A 17,038-nucleotide genomic window follows, 5' to 3' on the forward strand; every position below is an offset into this window, starting at 1 on the left:
CATAAGGAAAAACTAGGTCATTCATTACCCTATAAGCTATTGATTACTATTGAATATTAACCACCCTTTAACTCTTTTACCCTTTTTACCCTTATTACCTTTGTTACTGAAATAACCATTGGAAAAACTAGGTCACTTATTTAACTGGAATGACTCGGGCAAACAGAATTAAAACTAAGTAAAATGTGAACTAGAAACTTAATTGTTAGGATATCTAACATTTCCTATGCAACCTCACAAATGCTCACCTAAACACTATCCAACCAAACACAGTGAAAATAGAATCAACCCGACTTAAAAAATAGAGATATGAACTCCCACATGGAAAACAAACAAAAATACGAGGCGGTTAACGTCACGGTCTTGATTCCAGCAGAATACAATCGAGCATTAGCAGAAAGCGCAGAAGCAGCAGGTCGTACAAAAAAGGCAGAAGCCGAAATTCGAATGCTAGCTTCATTGAATTTCCATCCTCACGTCATGACAGAAGCGATCATCGTTGATAAAGAAGGAAACCGCCGTGAATTTTAAAAAACAGCTTGTCCTAACAGTTGCATGTCTAATTCTGGCAGCCTGTAGCAGCACTGACGAGCTAGAAATGCCAAATTCACCCTGTGCATGCACCTATGAGGGAAAAGCCCTACAGAAGCCCACACAGGAAGAATACGATTACCTTCTTGATGAAATTTATTCTTAACGCACAAGGCAAAGCTAAATCATGGATAGACCTATGGACGAGTCGTTCACTAAACAGTACGTAGTGAGACTTCTATCAATAGTGATTGTTGCACTTATCGGGCTGACTCTAACCTTTGCTTATCTCTACGTTGAAGAGTTTAAGAAAAAGCAAAAGACCGAATATCAATTTGTCACACTCGACAATGCCAACAATCAATTGGTTAAACTTGAAATTGGCGGTCTTCCTATCGAAAAACAAGACTTATTAAGAGAGTCGGTATTGCGTGAGTACGTCAAAGATTACTTCACGATTAACCATGTGGACGAACCGTTTCGATACCAAAGAATCCGAAGTCGTTCGTCAAAGCGTGTTTTCAGTGAGTTTCAAAGTTTAATGTCGCAAACAAAGACAGATGAAAGAGGGCGAGAAGTTGTAAATAAAAGCTCCCCACTCAATAACGAAGATTACTTTGCTGAGATAGAAGTAATCCGCTCTGTCAAAGTGGCAAGTAACCGCTTGAGCATCTACTTCACGAAGAAAGAAACACTGAAAGGTGAGCCTCTTCCTGTTCAGAGATGGGTTGCCATTCTCTCGTATGAGTACAGGGATTTAGACTTTGAGTACAAAGATATCTTTTTGAACATTGACGGACTCACTGTTACCCAAGTCTTAGTACAGGAAGAGTCAAAGCTTTAGCTTTGACACTGGATTCACATTAACCAGCAAGCAACCGAATCGAGTTAATCAACATGCACATTTTTAAAAGAAACGCAGTCATTTGTGTGGCTCTGCTCGTCTCAAATTTAGCACTGGCACACGCGAGTGGTGATAGAACCGACAAGCACGCGCACAACTATTCACAGAAAGACAATCAACCCGTGTCTGACCATTCAGGTATTGTTGTTCCGTATTTGCCGTTCAAATCATTAAACGCAACACAAGCAGCGTTTGACCACAGCAAACCAACAGACAACACGCTTGTGTTTGATTATGACGAACGCGCCACTTACAAAATTCGTCTACGTGAATCCATGTCAACGATTGTTACTTTCCCGAAGAACGAGGTCATTCTTGACTCGAAGCTAGGTAATACCAGTGAGTTCAAAGTCCGACCTTATGGCGCAAATGGGCGCACTCTCGCTATTGACCCGAAAACACCAGGTGTAGACACTTCTCTTCATGTTTTTGGTCAAAGTGGTTATGTCTACACGTTTTACCTAAGAACCGACACGGTAGAGAGTAAGGAAAACCCAAACCTACGCGTAATCATCAATGATGACCACATTCTTTCACCTCAAGAAGCGATAGAAAGAGCAAAAGAAAGTGATGATTTTATCGCACTGAATGAGCCAACTATCCCCCTTGCGCTTGGTCTTGCAATGGCAGAAGAGGCCCCGAAAACCGAAGAAGTAGCCGTTGAAACGGAAGTTGATACAGACAGTAGCGATACTGATTCAACAGACAATGGTAAAGCGGAGTCTGAAACAAAAACAGAAGTAGAGACAAGCACTACCACCGAAACAGCGAAAATCAAAGATGACGATTCAAATGACTTCTTGGAGTCTGCCTCTCCTGAGCATTTCAACTTTGACTATGAAATCATAGGCAGTCGAGAGATGGATGAAGCTTGGTATATTCGCTGGTTCACAAGTGGTCCGTTTACTTCAAGCGAGTCAATCAGACCGCTTCACGTCTACGATGATGGCGTATTCACTTACTTCAAGTTTGATAGCGCACTTGATACAGAAAACATCAGTAATCTACCTGCTGTATTTCGTGTTGCAGATGGTAATGATGTCCCAACGAACGCAACAGCATTCAAAACCATCATTCGCGTTGAGGGTGTGAATAACCAATGGACGCTTCGATTGGGTGATTTGTACCTTTGCATTGCAAGAGAAGAGTCACTGACTCCACGCCCTACAAACATGAGCCTCCAAACGCTAGAGGCTAACCAATGAAAAAGCCCGTAAAGACTGGGAACATCAAGCCAAAAATGGAAAAAGAAACGATCTTCTACATCGGATTCTTCGTGCTTGTTTGTACGGTCGTGTTAGCAGTGTTTATTTTTCTTCGTCAGTCGGAGAGAGGGCAATCTGGCTTTAACTTTGGCAAGGTCGATGACTCAAAGTACCAGTCAACGTACACCTCACATATGTTCAAAGAGGCAGAGTTAGAGGAGAAAAAGCCTCAAGTTAAGGTTATCTACCGTGACAGACCAGTACCTAAAGAGAAAGCCGAACCTATCAAGGCTAGCTCGGCATTTTTAGCGGAAGAGAAAGAGGAGGAAACTAAAGCAGTTGCCACTTCTAACGCTGCTCCAGTCAAAGAGGAAATGTCAGACTTTGAGAAATGGCAGCTAGTTAGATTGGCTCAGTTCAGGGAGTCTGGTGGTGATTTTGAGTCTCTGCAACCTACGACAATCTCAACGTCAAAACCTCCTTTCACAGAAGATGAAGAGAGCAAGAAGGAAGTCGAAGAAGAAGAATCCCCTACCAAAGATGAAGATTCAACAAAAGACGATTACAAAAAAACAACCACGCTCGATATGAGCACACCAACAACCAACAAAGAGAAGCCCCATGACAAGGACTTTTCAGTACACGGTATTGGTAAGAATGAAACCACATTGCCTGTTGATTTGACTCGAACAGTTACGCAAGACCGCTACATTCCTTGCATTCTCATTGACCAAATCAACTCACAACTGGCTGGTCAGGTGACGTGTCAGGTCGAGAATAATATCTACGGCTATCACGGCAGAAAGATATTAATTCCCGCTGGCTCTCGCGCGATTGGCAAGCACAGCACAATTAAGGCTGCTGGCGTTGAACGCTTTGCTATTGAATGGACAAGACTCTTACGCCCCGATGGTGTTCATATCTTGCTAAAGGATTCAGGTACGTCTGATGCGATTGGTCAAAGTGGCGTGTCTGGCTTTGTTGATAACCGAATGTTCGACAAGTACGGGGCTGCCATTATCACCGCTACGATGTCTACTGTCATGCAAGTAGCAATGAGTAAATCTTACGAGAACTCAGATATCACCAATAGCGTGGTTGATAATTTTGGTACGGACTTAGGACAAGTGACCGCAGCCATGCTGTCGGAAACCGTCAACATCAAACCGTTTGCTGTTGTGCCGTCTGGTAGTCGCATCTTTATCCGCCCCTCAACCGATATTTGGCTCAAGGAAACCCGCGAGGGCGACTTGGTTTTTGCTGAAATCACGAGCGAAAGCTCAATCAATTAACCGATAAGGAATAGGTATGCTCAGACGTATTGTTGCGTTTTCGCTGTTCTTCTTCTCGCTCTTCGTGAGTGCAGAAGACGCTACAGTGGTGCGCATAAAGCAAAATGTGAACTCTCAATTGGATGTTGAGGCAAACTTTACAAGGTTGTCTCCTCAAGCTATTGAGTTGGGATTGCGTGACTTGACGCTGTTAGGTCGAGTCAAAGATCCCAAGAAACCGAAGTCGCAAAAGAACGATATCGAGTGGTACGCGATTAGCAAAAGTTTTAATGGGACAGAAAAGGCAAAAAGCCTTTCAAATCCCCTAATCACTGATTTGAACGGTGAGAAAATCTCAGGAGGTAGCGAGGTTGTCGCTTCTGGTGATTTGGACGCTATGCTAGCTGCATTCTCAGATATGCTGAATGAGCAAGTTGTGCATAGTGAGGAGAGTACAGAGATTGCTATGGAAGAAGCAGCAGAGACCTCACCACTTTCAAGTGGCTCTATGTCTTCATCGAGCCCGCAAAGGGAAAGCGCAGACATCAACGAGGAGGATTTTTCCGTTGAGACGGACAAATACACCGTCAGTTACGAGCTGTGCGAACCTATTATTGATGGGGATTTTATTGCTACAGAGATGGAGCGTTCAGTTAAAACCTCAACTGTGACGAATGAAATCATTGAGCAAGGGCAATGTCAGCCAACGGGCAAGACGTATCCAACGTATATAGAAGAGACACAGTTTTGTGACATGTTCTATGACTACGACGAAATGAAAGCCATTGAAATGACTAAAACGGTCAAGTTGGATAAGGATACCAATGAGGAGCTGTCCTCGACATCATGTGACTTTAGCAATGTGAGTTACCCCATTCAAAAGGACTTCAACGCAAGTTGCGATAACTTTAATAGCTACACCGACCAGAAGATTTACTTCGGTTACAGAGAGTACATCGACAAAGAAGGGGTTGGTGGCGATAAAGAATACATCTCTGCGTGTAAGCTCGATATGAACAATCCAAAGCCACTGTTTTCAGAGGTGGAAGAGTGTACCGCCACTGAAAACTTGATTGATAACGTAGCAACAATCAATAAGCGTTGGTATTACGTTGATGACCAATCATTGGAGCATGAGTACATCACTGATTGTATTGCGACAGAAGAAGAGTATCCAATCCAAGAAACGGAAATTACGTGCTCTCCATACATTGATGAATACAGTGGAGCTGTACTTACTCAAACGAGAAAGGGCTGGCAGGACGCTAACGGCAATTGGCACTACGCAACAGAGTGTCGCGCTTCGGCTGATAGTAGTGAAGTACCCGTCCAAAAAGACTTTTCGGGTGAATTGGAGCATGACTTTGTAGGTGGTGTTTCGTATGAAATGTCACGAGATTATTACGTGCACAATGGTGAGCGAGTATACCTGACGAACTCATACAGCCGTGACCCATCAGTAAGCTACCCGCATCAACTCACAGAGGAGGGCTGCACTCTCACGCATGATGACGCAAACCTACGCTCACGTATCTCTCAGAAAACGTACATCAACCGAAAAGGTCAGCTTGAAATCATCAAAGGATGCGAAGCGAGTAGTAGCTACGTACCTTACGGCCCCGAAGTTATCGTGACGACACCTAATAATTTCATCGATGGTCAGAATGTTTACGGTGCTTACTATGTGTCCAATCCGACAGGTGGGTACCCATACCCTGCTGAGGAGGGCTGCAAAGAAGCCAAGGAGTACCACCCACAGGCTCGATGGGACAAGGTTACAGGCACGATGAGTTACTTTGATATATTCGACGGTCGAAGGTCCATGAATACCGTCGCCATTTTCTATAGAGAAACAACAACACGCACAAGGTATGACTCAAGCATTTACACCGTGTCTTCAAAAGACGTGTGTGAATCTGCCTATGAACGCCCTTAACTTTCGAGGTCAATATGACAATTGCAAATGAAACGTCAAAACCAAAATCCATCATGGAAGCCAAACTGCGTCCATTTCTCGATGTGCTCAATCGAGACAATATTGTCGAAGTGTGCATTAACAAGCCCACAGAGTTGTTCATTGAAACAACAACAGGCGAGTGGTTGGAAGAAATACACCCTAGCATCACTGAAATTGCAATGGACGACTTGATTCAGGTGTGCGCTGCTCGTAGTGGACAAGATTTTAACTGGGAAAACCCTATCTTCTCTGGTCGAATCCCGTTCGGTGATACAACTCTACGTGTTGAAGCGGTGAAAGGTTCATCGGTAGAAAGTCGCTTTGCTATGTCTATCCGTGTCGGTAAGCCAACGGTCTATCCGTTGACTAACTGGTTTGCTGACCCAAACGAAGCTCAAGTGTCGATTGATGCTGTTAAGAATCACAAGACGCTAATGGTTTGCGGTGCAACGGGAACGGGTAAAACAACGCTGCTCAATTCGCTGATTGCTCACATACCAATGAGCGAGCGAATCATTACGGTTGAAGATACTCAAGAGCTGATAGTGCCACATAAAAACAAAGTGCCACTGCTCAAGTCTAAGCACAACACTGACGCTGGCGGTGTTGGTTATGACAACTTGATTAACTCAATTACCCGCCTTCGCCCTGACCGCGTTCTGATGGGGGAAATTGACACGAACAACATCATGCCATTTCTTCGTATCTGTAATACGGGGCATGAGGGTAGTTTGACAACACTTCATGCAGCCGATGCAGAAGAAGCCTTTGATGCTATGTGTTTGAACGTCCAGTTAGCAGGCTCAACACTGAGTAAAGAAGCGGTCAAGGACTACGCCAGAAATGCGATAAGTGGCTTTATCTTCGTTAGCCGTCATGTTCGCAACGGTCAGCGTAAGTTCACTGCTCGACTAGAAATGCTTTAGTCGTAAACCCAAACAGCAGCCCACTTAGTGGGCTGCATCCAAACACTCGATTTTGTAGAGGTTAAATATGAAAAAGAAAAAAAACATTAAGATGGACAAAAAAACGCGCGATTTATTCACAAAAAACTTCAATGTATATGTGATGTTTAGTGCTATTTCGGGGTTGGTTGTCTTTGCTATTGGAATGTGTGTTGGTTTAGCGGGCACTCCATATGTCGCCATTGCTGAAAGAAGTTTTTCTGGTGGCGTGGTGACTGGTGTCTATCTTCTTATCGTGGGTATTGTTCTCAGACGTATATGCTCTCAAGAGGAAGAAAGGGAGCAACTCAATGAGCACTAAGCAGTCGCTTATCGCACTACTGTTGTTTTCTTTGTTTGTCTTTGTGTTTTCGTTTAATGCACTGGTCTACTACCGAAACGACTTTTACCAACCTTTGCTTTGGAAAGGCATCTTTTACGGGATATTAAATCCTCAAGATTTTCATTGGGAGCTTGTAAAGAGCGCACAAGCGAGCGCAGTTTTTGCTATTACCGTTGTTGCTTCATCGTTACTGAAAAAGAAAGGCTCATATGGTGATGCTCGCTTTGCTCGAATGTCTGATGTGAAAAAATTCACGTTCAACATGCTTGCGGATGCTGGCTTACTGATAGCTAAGTTTAAAGGTAAATATCTACGGAACGACGATAACCAATCAATACTCATAGCAGCCCCTCAAGGCGCAGGTAAAAGTGCGGGTAGCCTCATTCCTATGATGCTTTCATATCAACAATCCATGCTGTCACTTGATGTAAAAGGGGAGCTTTGGAACACCACGTCAAAACAGCGCAGTCAGTTCTCAACGTGCCGAATCTTTTCGCCGATAATGGGGATGCCTGAACATGAAGCGATGGTGAGCTGGAATCCACTCGACAAGTCGATTATTGATGAAGTGTTAGCTGCAAGCAAGGCAACAAACGGAGGTAAGGAAGACTTTAATCGTGTTATTGAGTATGTGATTAAGATTACTAAGGTTATCTTTCCTACAGCCAAGGCCGATGGTAACGCCAAATATTTCATCTCTAGGGCTGGAGAGATATTTACTCATGTTGCCATTTACAACATTCGACTGAATGGTGGTACGTCTATTCCTGCTGTTTTTGATGAGGTGATGGCAACGTCAGATATCAAAGCAAAAATATCAGAAATCATGGATATGGCAGAGTCGATAGGTGATACCTATTCCGTTACGAAAGGAAACTCTTTGCTCAGTTCTAGTGATGATTCCTTTTCAGATTTTACGTCAACCTTTGGACAGACGTTAGATTTGTTTGTGTCGCCAATCGCACGAAAGAGCCTAGAGAGTTGTGATTTTACGGCACGAACCTTTAGAGAATCGCCATTTTCACTATATCTTCACCTCCCTACTGGCAATAAAGAGCAAGTGTTACCCATATTTTCGCTGTTAATTACCTACCTGACAGGGGAGCTTTTAACGGACAGCCACGACAAAGAGAAAGACCAGCAAATCACGTTCTTTTTGGATGAATTTTACCAATTGGGCAAGATGCAGGAAATGGTCGATATGCCAACACTAGGTCGTAGCTATGGCTTGCGTGTGGTGTACGCCTTCCAAAACTTTGGTCAAATGGTGAAGGTGTACGGCAAAGATATTGTTTCTGAAATGATGTCTTCGGCTGATATTAAGATCATCTATCAGCAAAACGAGACGGAAACGGCAAAGCGTTTCTCTGACACGATAGGCAAAACGACAAGAAAAAGAAGAAGTCGAAGTCATAGTACGAGCTTGACGAAAGACCAAGGTAGCCAGTCTACGAATGAAGAGGGCGTACCTCTTATGTTGCCTCAAGACTTTTTAAACTTAAAACAGGGTGAGGTCGTTGTTATAGCCAAAGGTCACGCAGAACGCCCAATTAAAGCGAAGAGTTTGTATTGGGAAAAAGAAGCCAGCATGAAACATCTGGGCGGTTACGCTTACGATTTTGAAATTAAATAAAATAAAGAGAACACTCATGAAAAAAAGATACGTTATGTTGTTAGGTTTAATGTCAATTCACGCCCATGCAGTTGAGATGGTGCATGATTCTATTAACAACGCCACTCTTGCTCAAATGGTTACTGTAGAGGCGAATACAGCTACAAATACGTTCAAAGCATCCCTTGAGTCTATTAAGCAAACACTGACTCAAAACGATATTTTTCTAACTTCCAAAGAAATTTGGACAACGGCACGAGAAACACAAGAAATCACCCAAGAAGCTTATGACGCTGTAGTGGGCTTGTACTACACACCACAGGAGATGTTCGAGCAGGCTAACCGTGAGTATGGACGTATGCAGAGCAACCCGCCACGATACGTTGATGGTATTTTTGCGAAATACGGCAACGAGCCAACGCCAGAGCAGCTAGGCGTTAACCCTGAATCTTGCGATTCTGAAGGTGAGTCTTGCTTTAGTGATGAACTTGTTAGAAATGAAATCCAATCTAAATACCAAGCGGGTAATGGGATGCTTCGTGATACAGCAAGAGTGCGAGAGCGAGAAAAGCTAACTTTAGATCTTATGACCAAATCCTCGAAATCACTGTTGGAGGTTTATGACGGTGAGGCATCTGTTTTTGCTGAGATGCTTAGAATCCAAGAAAAACAACGTGAAGCTAAAGATCCGAAGGAGCAGATGGGAGTATTAATGGCTTACGCGGCCTTGCAAACTAAGATTCAAATTGAGCAGTACAAGTTATCGCTAAGAACATCGCTTGCTTATGGTGGAATGAATTACGAGGGCGAGGTCAACTTGTTTACGGAAGAACAAGTGAAAGCGTCTGAAACCGCCGCGCCAACCGATTATTCACCTGCGTTTCAAAGTAGTGATAAGCAGAAGTTCTGGAGTCATTAATGAACGATTACATATACAATCAGCCGACCGCGCCGTCTGATTCCAATTTTCATTATTTAACGCAACAACCCCCGCCAGAGCCACCTACGGTAGAGACTTCGCCTTATGATGGCTTGGATGTCATTGCGCTTTTTGAACAAGCGGTTCTGAAAGCGTTAAATGACGACTTGTTCAAAGAACTCACTTCTCTTGCTTTTAATTCAATAGGCGCGATTTTGGGTTTTTATTTCCTGTTTGGGGTGATTAAAGCAGCATTGACTAATGACCGCTCTGAGATTGTAAAGGTGGGCGGTACGTTTTTGTGGGTGTGTGTGGTAACAGCGTTCACGCAAGCTGATATTTACAACTCATGGGTCATTGAACTCACAAGCACGTTTAGAAAAGAGTTTGTGTCGTTTTTTACAGGCGAAAATAATGGTGTTTGGGATTTCATAGCCAACGGGTTACAAGTGGGGCAAAAGTTAATTATGAAGGAGAGCGGAGGGGTGTCAAATCAAGTATTATCTGTTCTCTATGGTGCTGGTATGTGGCTGACTTATTTCGCTCTGTATCTGTCGTATTCATTAGTCTACCTTGGCGCATTGATCCCCTTGTTGATTCTGCAATTCTTGGGGGGCGTTATCCTCTTGTTTGCTTCGATACCGGCATGGAGAGGAATTGCTAAAAGCTGGGCGTTAGCGATGGTTAAGTACACGATGATTTGTGTTATTTCCTCACTGCTGGTCATTGTTTGTGTGTCAGTTGGTAATATGTCAGCCGAAGATGCCATTGTTGGGAAAGATGGTGTAATATCAATGAAGTTTCTTATTGCCATGCTGTCGTCATGGATAACGATCCGCTTTTTACCTAAAGCAGCCGAAATCGTAACAGATGTTTTCGGAGGCTCAACACCTAGTTCTGCTGGTGATGCTCAAGCTGGTGCAGATATGGCGAAAGCCATTTCGAGTAATCCCGCCATGAGTGCAGCGAAAGGCGCAATGGCTTCTAAATCTGGCAGTGTAGCAAAAGCGGTAGGCTCTAAAGCATGGTCAAAACTTACAGGATAGAACAATGAAATTAAAATTACTGACTCTTTTGTTGCCAGTTGCACTGTCTGGTTGTCAATTAACTCCACCGGTAACTGAGGAAAAGCCAGAGAAAGCCTTTGAACCTAAACCCATACCGCTCATTGAGGGAGATATTTACGAGATGTGCGGTAAGTTTGGAATGACTTACAAGATGGATAACATTAGCTCTCCTTACTATGTTGTCAATAAGGTGTTTGACTTTGAGATGGTTAGAGTTAAAGGGATTGGAGAAGCCTATCGTTATAGTGATCTTGCCTTTGTTCCATCCGCCGTTGACATCAATAAATCTTGGGAAAAAGAAGGTCGTGGTAAGGTGTTTCTATCGTCATCGAAGTATCCTGACATAGAGCTTCATGATGTGGTGAATATTAAAGGCGTGGTTGAAGAATTTGATCGCATGGATTGCACCTTCACCCTCTCCAAACGCTACCCAATTTTTGTAGAGAAAATAGGGAAATGGGATGATCTTAAAAAGGATTAACGTTACCGTCCCTGCCCACCTTGCAAAGAAGCCTTTCTTGCAGGCGGCATTCATTCAAACGGGCATTCACTACGCGGGTGCGCTCGAAGTGGATTTGAGCTACACCATCCCTAAAGGGGTGAAGCGTGGCACAGCAAGGATTGACTTAGAGGACTACCAAGTTCGGAAGTTAGATCAAGTTTGCTATGACTTCCAAATGACCCGTGAGCGTGTTTTGCGGTGCATTTTAAATGATATGTACTGCAAGATTTTGAAGTACAGAGGCTTGCCAGAAGATATCTGCAAACCTTGGTCAAATGACGTGTTCGGTACAGAGGTTCAATACCTTTCTGACGAATGTTACTACTTACGCGGATTTATTAAGAGAAAAGAAAATGCTAAAAAAAATTAAGAATGGTCTTTTAAGTGCCAGTGTATCGGCTTCATTATTCACGTCTCAATGGGCGTTCGCAAAAGGAGCTGACCCATTTGCGATTATGAAAACTCAAGCGGAAGAAGGAACAGAATCACTGACAGCCGTTCTTGTTCCTGTCTTTATTTTTGTGTTGATGATTTTGGTTGTACTTCGTTATATGGAATATATCGACAATCGCAAGTTATTCTTTGCTATTGGCTTGATGGTGTTTACGTCACTGATTGACCCTCTTGTTAATTGGCTTCTTCCTAGTTAAAGCAACTCCCCAAGTAGCTATGTGAGTTACTTGGGGAATTTCGGAGTTACGATGTCTAAAGTGTATCGTTCAATTACACGCCCCCGACTGCTCTTGATGCTACCTGCTGATTATCTGCTTTTCTTATCACTTTCTACGTGCTTAGTCTTTCAGTTTGGCTGGCTTGGTGCGGTTATTCTTGAGTTGTTTGATAGAAGTACAATGTGGTATGTGCTTGTTGCGTTTCTCGGTTTAGGTTGGGTGGTCGGAGCTATCAAGGCGTACTACGACCCTGAATTTTTCGCGGTTCACATTGCCAAGTTTAGAGTTCCAACAGATAAAGCAAAAAAGAAAACTGACCGCTATCTTAATCGCATTGATATCAGTTAATCGTCCACTTTCAATTTATACCTATTTAAAAATTGGTGAATCATCATGTTTCAATCCATCTTACCGTCATTAAGAAAGCCTCATATATTTCAGCTTTACGAGCAAGCAAAGAATGTGCATCACGTAGCGTCAACATTCCCACTCTTAAAAAGAGTGGATGATTGCACTGCTATTACTAAGAACGGTGCGCTTGTTCGCGTCTATGGGATGAATGGGCAGGATTACACAGGCTTAAAAGAAGACCACAGAGCGCATTTATCAAGGGTTCGCTCTCAGCTTTTTGAGATGGCAAAAACCAGAGTGAGCATGACGATTCATTCAAGCAAACACTTAACCAAGCACCAACCTAAAAAAGTGAAGTCTAACGCGATTCACGACCAGATATTTCAGGCGTGGGAAGAGGGCTTTACTGATGTGTATCGCACTGAGCATCACATTGTTGTCACGGTTAACCCGCCTAACAAGGCACAAAAAGCGGTTGCCAAAATTGAGAACGCATTGCGCCAAACCAGCGAGCAGATACTTAATGAGTTTGAAAGCAGCCTATTGTCGAAACTGGAGGAGTTTTCTTGCTATCGCCTTGAGGGGGCGGATATGTCGAGCTTCTTCTCAACATTGCTTAACGGTCGCTATAGCTACGTTGATGCGATTCACTGGGACAACACACTTCTTGGTCACTATTTGGGCTTTGATAGAAAGCTAAACTACTGTGAGTACGGGCGAGATGATGAAACGATTTACGCCTCTTATTTGTCGATACAAGGCTACCCTGACCAGCTTGACGATACGGTATTAAGAAAAATCTACTCATTAGATATTGATGTCACCATCACTCAATCGTTCACACCAATGACCGATGAAAGCACAAATCGAGTTATTGAGCACCAAGATCGTATGGCGAGAAATAGCCGTAGCGAGCAGGCAGCAGAAACCGCATGGGAACTAAAGCAAGAGCTTGAAGCGGAAAATATGACGCTGTGTAAGCATTTTTTCTGTATTGAAGTGAGGGCGAAAAGTGTTGATGACCTCAACCAAAAGACCCAACGTGTTATCAAGGCTGTCGAAAACAAAGGCATTAAAATTATTCGAGAAAGCGTTGGTATCGAGCCTCTATTTTGGTCTCGATTCCCAACGCTTGAATACCTAAACGTTCGAGGACGACAAATCACTAACCACAATGCAGGTGACTTGACCACATTTGAGCGCATCGGTGAGGGCTTTGAAATAAATAGTTTTGGCAACCGTCCAGTGACGCACTTTCCCACCACAACAAATAGCCTGTACTCGTTTAACTTTCACAACACGCCTAAACCAAGCCGTGAAGCCCTTGGTCATACAGTAATCTACGGTGCGTCTGAGTCTGGTAAGACAACGCTTATCTCTTTTTTGGTGTCGAGCTGTTTAGGCTATAAAGACTTTAAGACTATCCTTTTCGATAAAGACCACGGCTTAGAAATCATGACCAAGTTGTATGAAGGGGATTATCTTAACTTCGCAGAAAAAGTAGATATTAACCCGCTACAACTGCCTGATAGCGAATCGAACCGCCGCTTTTTAGCGAGGTTCATTAGGCACTTGACGGGCATTGCTGAATCCCAAACAGAGCTTAATGCTAAAGTTGAAAGCGCGGTTCGGTCTATCATGGAGCTTGATGTTGGTAGTCGAACTTTCACTAAACTGTCACAGGGTGGTTTTGGTAAAGATGGCGGTGAGGCAATGAAACGCCTAGAGAAGTGGCTACCGAATGGCGCGAACGGTTCATTGTTTAATGCGCCACGAGACGCGTTTAACTTCGACAAACAGATTGTCACATTCGATGCGACAACAATTATTCACGATCCCGAAATGCTCGGAGCACTGACTAACTACATCTTCCATAAGTACGTGGATTACATCAGTGAGCGAGACATTCCTAGTCTTCTTTTCTTTGATGAATCGCCAGCTTATCTAAGAGACGTTCACTTTAGACAACATATTGGTGATATGTTGATGCAGATAAGGAAAAAACGCGGTTCAGTTATTCTTGCAGCGCAAAGCCCAAAGCACCACGTAGAAGCCCCTGACGGTGTTGGTGACACCATCAAAACCAACGTTGCCAACATCATATGCTACCCAAACCGAAGCGCAGAGCGTGAGCACTACATGGACTTTCTCGGTCTTACTGAATCTGAGTACAAATGGGTTGTCGAAACAACGGAAAAGTATCTGATCTTGTTCAAGCGAAGAGATACAGGGGAAAGCGTTATATTGAACGTTAACCTGAGTCGATTAGATAATGGCGAGATGAATTACTTGAACGCTTTCAAGTCGGGCAACTCCCCCCGTCTTCATTTGAAGTATCTCAAAGATACCTATGCTCAAGGTTGGCAAGAGCGTTACCTACAGATAGATACGTTTGGAGACTTGGACGACTTTATCAGAAGGGATCAGGAAAATGGCTAATCGCTCGATTGGGGAACATCAACTGACTTCTGAAATGAACGCTATCGTAGATAGCGTTCTGGCTGGAGATAGCGTTAAAGGCTTTGCTTTTGCTGGCTCAGGAAAGAGCACCTTGCTACGTGCGGTAGAGAAGTACCACAAAGACAAGCGAGGACTTTACCTCTGCTACAACAAATCGTTAGAGATGGAGGCAAGAAAACTTTTTAACGGTCACAGCGTTGATATTGCCACCTCTCACAGCCTTGCTTTGAACAGCTTCACGAGTGAGGAATCAGAAAGATTCATTGCAAAAACTCAAGCTAAAATGAATAAGTTTGAGTTTCAGCGATATACAAGCTCGATTGAGCCAGATACCCCCCTAAGGCAAGCCCTTGATGTAGATACACACTGGAAAGCCGTGTTTGCCGTGTGTGAGCAGTTTATCTGTACCGCAAGCATCGAGCTATCCAGCCAGCACATCACACCAAAAGTAAAAGCATTTGTTAAAAAGCGCATTTCAGAGGGGCACTTACAAAAGAGTGAGTCTGACGCGGCATTGTCTTTTATCGAAAACCTAGCAAAACAGCTTATCCAAGAAATGCTTGATACCGACTCAAACTGTCCCATGACGCACGATGCCTATATCAAGGTTTGGCAACTCAACAATCCAACGCTGGATTATGACTACATCATGTTTGATGAAGCGCAAGACGCTAACCCTGTGCTGTTAAGCCTTATCCTCAAACAGAAAGCACAGTTGATATTTGTTGGAGACAAATATCAGAGCATCTACCAGTTTAGAGGTGGTGTGAATGCAATGGATATCATTCCTTTGCCGTCTTACCCACTCTCTCGCTCGTTTCGATATGGTAATGAGATAGCAAGCCTTGCAACCAAGATTCTTGGAAAGATGGATTTAAGAGTCAAAGTTACGGGGCTAGGTGAATCAACTGAAATACTGGAAGGCACACCAAACCATGACTTAGACCCCGTTATGTGCATCACTTACCGCAATGACAGCCTACTCTCATTGCTGATTGACTACTTCCAACAAAATCAACCAGCTATTCTTTGCAACGGAAAAACGCAATGGCTTAGAGATACGCTCCAGAGTTTACTGCACTTTAAAGCGGGCGAACCTCATTTAAGCCAATTCCCGAAGCACAAAAAATACAAAACTTACGATGAACTCATTGCTCTTGAGAGGGATGGAAACACATCATCTCTTGTTCACTACATCGAAGAAACCGACGAATCAAGAGTTCTGCTCGATGCGCTGAACTGGTCGTTAGAGCAAGTCAAACCCATACGCCTCTTGACGACCGCGCACATGTGCAAAGGCTTAGAGTCTGATACTGTTTATCTTCACCATGACTTTCAACCGATTATGAAAGCCTACGGTCAAGGTAAGCCAATTGATGATACTGACCTGAACCTTTTGTATGTAGCGATTACAAGAACAAAGAAACGACTGTATCTAGCCTCACCTCTAAAAAAAGCACTCGACACTGACCTTGCTTTTTCAGTTCGCCCTTACAAGCCAGAGCCTTGCCTACTGGATAACCTCATCCCTAAAGAAATGACGGCTAGATTCACGGTAGACATCATCTCACACACTCAACCACTCCCCCTCAACACAATGTGTAACAGTGAAAGTGTGATTGTTTTCGATGAAAGTAGTGAGTATGAAGACCAGTGCGACCTAGAAGATGAAATAAGCATCGTTACAGTGTCACAACAAAAAGCCCTGTCAGAGTGGCTAACGAGTGAACCTAACGCAAAAACAAAAGCACAGTTAATAGCCGACAGCTTGAAGCACTACTACAAATTGTCCGATAAGCAAGAGGCAAGACTTAACACAATGCTACTTAAAGCTTTTCGAGAGTCCCCAAACTTAACCGCAACGTCTATTCAAGGGATGATAGAAGCTCATTCAGGCAACTTCGACGCTCTAACCGTTGTGCTCGAAGAGCTAGAAACCTTTCAGTTCTTGTGTGGTGACAATACCCAACACCTCCAGCACAAGAGAATTGAGCTACAATCACTCCCTCCACAGTTAAGAGCAACCACTCAAGAGTTACTTACACACTCACACTTGAGCAAGGTTAGCGACAAAACACAACTCAAAAGCAATAAGCTATTTGAGGAACGTCTTGTTATAGTGAGTAATAGTACCGCCTCTTCACGAATTTTTACGATGATTGAAGAGGCCCTATTAAGAGACAAAACCTTAGCAGTGCGATATATTTCTACGCACTGCAAATCCACACCAGAATCATTAACTGCGTTGTGCTCTAAAGAGCTACAACAGTTGATCAATACCACAAGACAATAATCAGGATT

General features: G+C 43.5%; 16 protein-coding genes. All 16 read left to right on the forward strand.

Annotated features, from left to right (window positions below; translation table 11 throughout):
- The first annotated feature begins 321 nt into the window (after positions 1–321).
- Complete coding sequence (locus AB4484_RS06060; protein ID WP_372076994.1) at positions 322–531, forward strand: TraY domain-containing protein; 210 nt, start codon at positions 322–324, stop codon at positions 529–531.
- Between the two features lie 187 nt (positions 532–718).
- Entirely contained in the window at positions 719–1,375 is a 657-nt protein-coding gene (locus tag AB4484_RS06065) for a type IV secretion system protein (RefSeq protein WP_372076996.1), read from the forward strand.
- A 53-nt stretch (positions 1,376–1,428) separates the two neighbouring features.
- Complete coding sequence (locus tag AB4484_RS06070; protein ID WP_372076998.1) at positions 1,429–2,640, forward strand: TrbG/VirB9 family P-type conjugative transfer protein; 1,212 nt, start codon at positions 1,429–1,431, stop codon at positions 2,638–2,640.
- Positions 2,637–3,932, forward strand: coding sequence for a TrbI/VirB10 family protein (locus AB4484_RS06075; protein WP_372077000.1), 1,296 nt, complete (start codon positions 2,637–2,639; stop codon positions 3,930–3,932). Before AB4484_RS06070 ends, AB4484_RS06075 begins: the two co-directional genes overlap by 4 nt.
- 16 nt (positions 3,933–3,948) lie before the next feature.
- Positions 3,949–5,847 carry a hypothetical protein gene (locus AB4484_RS06080; RefSeq protein WP_372077002.1) on the forward strand — a complete coding sequence of 633 codons (1,899 nt, stop codon included), beginning with the start codon at positions 3,949–3,951 and terminating at the stop codon, positions 5,845–5,847.
- Positions 5,848–5,861: 14 nt separating this feature from the next.
- Entirely contained in the window at positions 5,862–6,794 is a 933-nt protein-coding gene (locus AB4484_RS06085) for an ATPase, T2SS/T4P/T4SS family (protein WP_372077004.1), read from the forward strand.
- 67 nt (positions 6,795–6,861) lie between these two features.
- The gene (locus tag AB4484_RS06090) at positions 6,862–7,134 is read left to right on the forward strand and encodes a hypothetical protein (protein ID WP_372077006.1); all 273 of its coding nucleotides are present in this window, start codon (positions 6,862–6,864) and stop codon (positions 7,132–7,134) included.
- On the forward strand, positions 7,124–8,788 hold the full coding sequence (locus AB4484_RS06095; protein ID WP_372077008.1) for a type IV secretory system conjugative DNA transfer family protein: 1,665 nt from the start codon (positions 7,124–7,126) through the stop codon (positions 8,786–8,788). Before AB4484_RS06090 ends, AB4484_RS06095 begins: the two co-directional genes overlap by 11 nt.
- 16 nt (positions 8,789–8,804) lie before the next feature.
- The gene (locus tag AB4484_RS06100; protein WP_372077010.1) at positions 8,805–9,686 is read left to right on the forward strand and encodes a hypothetical protein; all 882 of its coding nucleotides are present in this window, start codon (positions 8,805–8,807) and stop codon (positions 9,684–9,686) included.
- Positions 9,686–10,732: a hypothetical protein gene (locus AB4484_RS06105; protein WP_372077011.1), complete on the forward strand. Its 1,047-nt coding sequence runs from the start codon at positions 9,686–9,688 to the stop codon at positions 10,730–10,732. Before AB4484_RS06100 ends, AB4484_RS06105 begins: the two co-directional genes overlap by 1 nt.
- 4 nt (positions 10,733–10,736) lie before the next feature.
- On the forward strand, positions 10,737–11,234 hold the full coding sequence (locus AB4484_RS06110; protein WP_372077013.1) for a hypothetical protein: 498 nt from the start codon (positions 10,737–10,739) through the stop codon (positions 11,232–11,234).
- On the forward strand, positions 11,215–11,625 hold the full coding sequence (locus AB4484_RS06115) for a hypothetical protein (protein ID WP_372077016.1): 411 nt from the start codon (positions 11,215–11,217) through the stop codon (positions 11,623–11,625). The genes AB4484_RS06110 and AB4484_RS06115 overlap by 20 nt, the downstream gene beginning before the upstream one ends.
- Positions 11,609–11,905: a hypothetical protein gene (locus AB4484_RS06120; RefSeq protein ID WP_372077018.1), complete on the forward strand. Its 297-nt coding sequence runs from the start codon at positions 11,609–11,611 to the stop codon at positions 11,903–11,905. Before AB4484_RS06115 ends, AB4484_RS06120 begins: the two co-directional genes overlap by 17 nt.
- Before the next feature lie 51 nt (positions 11,906–11,956).
- Positions 11,957–12,274, forward strand: a complete 318-nt coding sequence (locus AB4484_RS06125) for a VirB3 family type IV secretion system protein (protein WP_372077020.1) — start codon at positions 11,957–11,959, stop codon at positions 12,272–12,274.
- Between the two features lie 45 nt (positions 12,275–12,319).
- Positions 12,320–14,716, forward strand: a complete 2,397-nt coding sequence (locus AB4484_RS06130) for a hypothetical protein (RefSeq protein WP_372077021.1) — start codon at positions 12,320–12,322, stop codon at positions 14,714–14,716.
- The gene (locus tag AB4484_RS06135) at positions 14,709–17,030 is read left to right on the forward strand and encodes a UvrD-helicase domain-containing protein (protein ID WP_372077023.1); all 2,322 of its coding nucleotides are present in this window, start codon (positions 14,709–14,711) and stop codon (positions 17,028–17,030) included. The genes AB4484_RS06130 and AB4484_RS06135 overlap by 8 nt, the downstream gene beginning before the upstream one ends.
- Positions 17,031–17,038 lie beyond the last annotated feature (8 nt).

The organism is Vibrio sp. 10N.261.46.A3 (assembly GCF_041472995.1).
In the GTDB taxonomy this organism is placed as follows: domain Bacteria; phylum Pseudomonadota; class Gammaproteobacteria; order Enterobacterales; family Vibrionaceae; genus Vibrio; species Vibrio coralliirubri.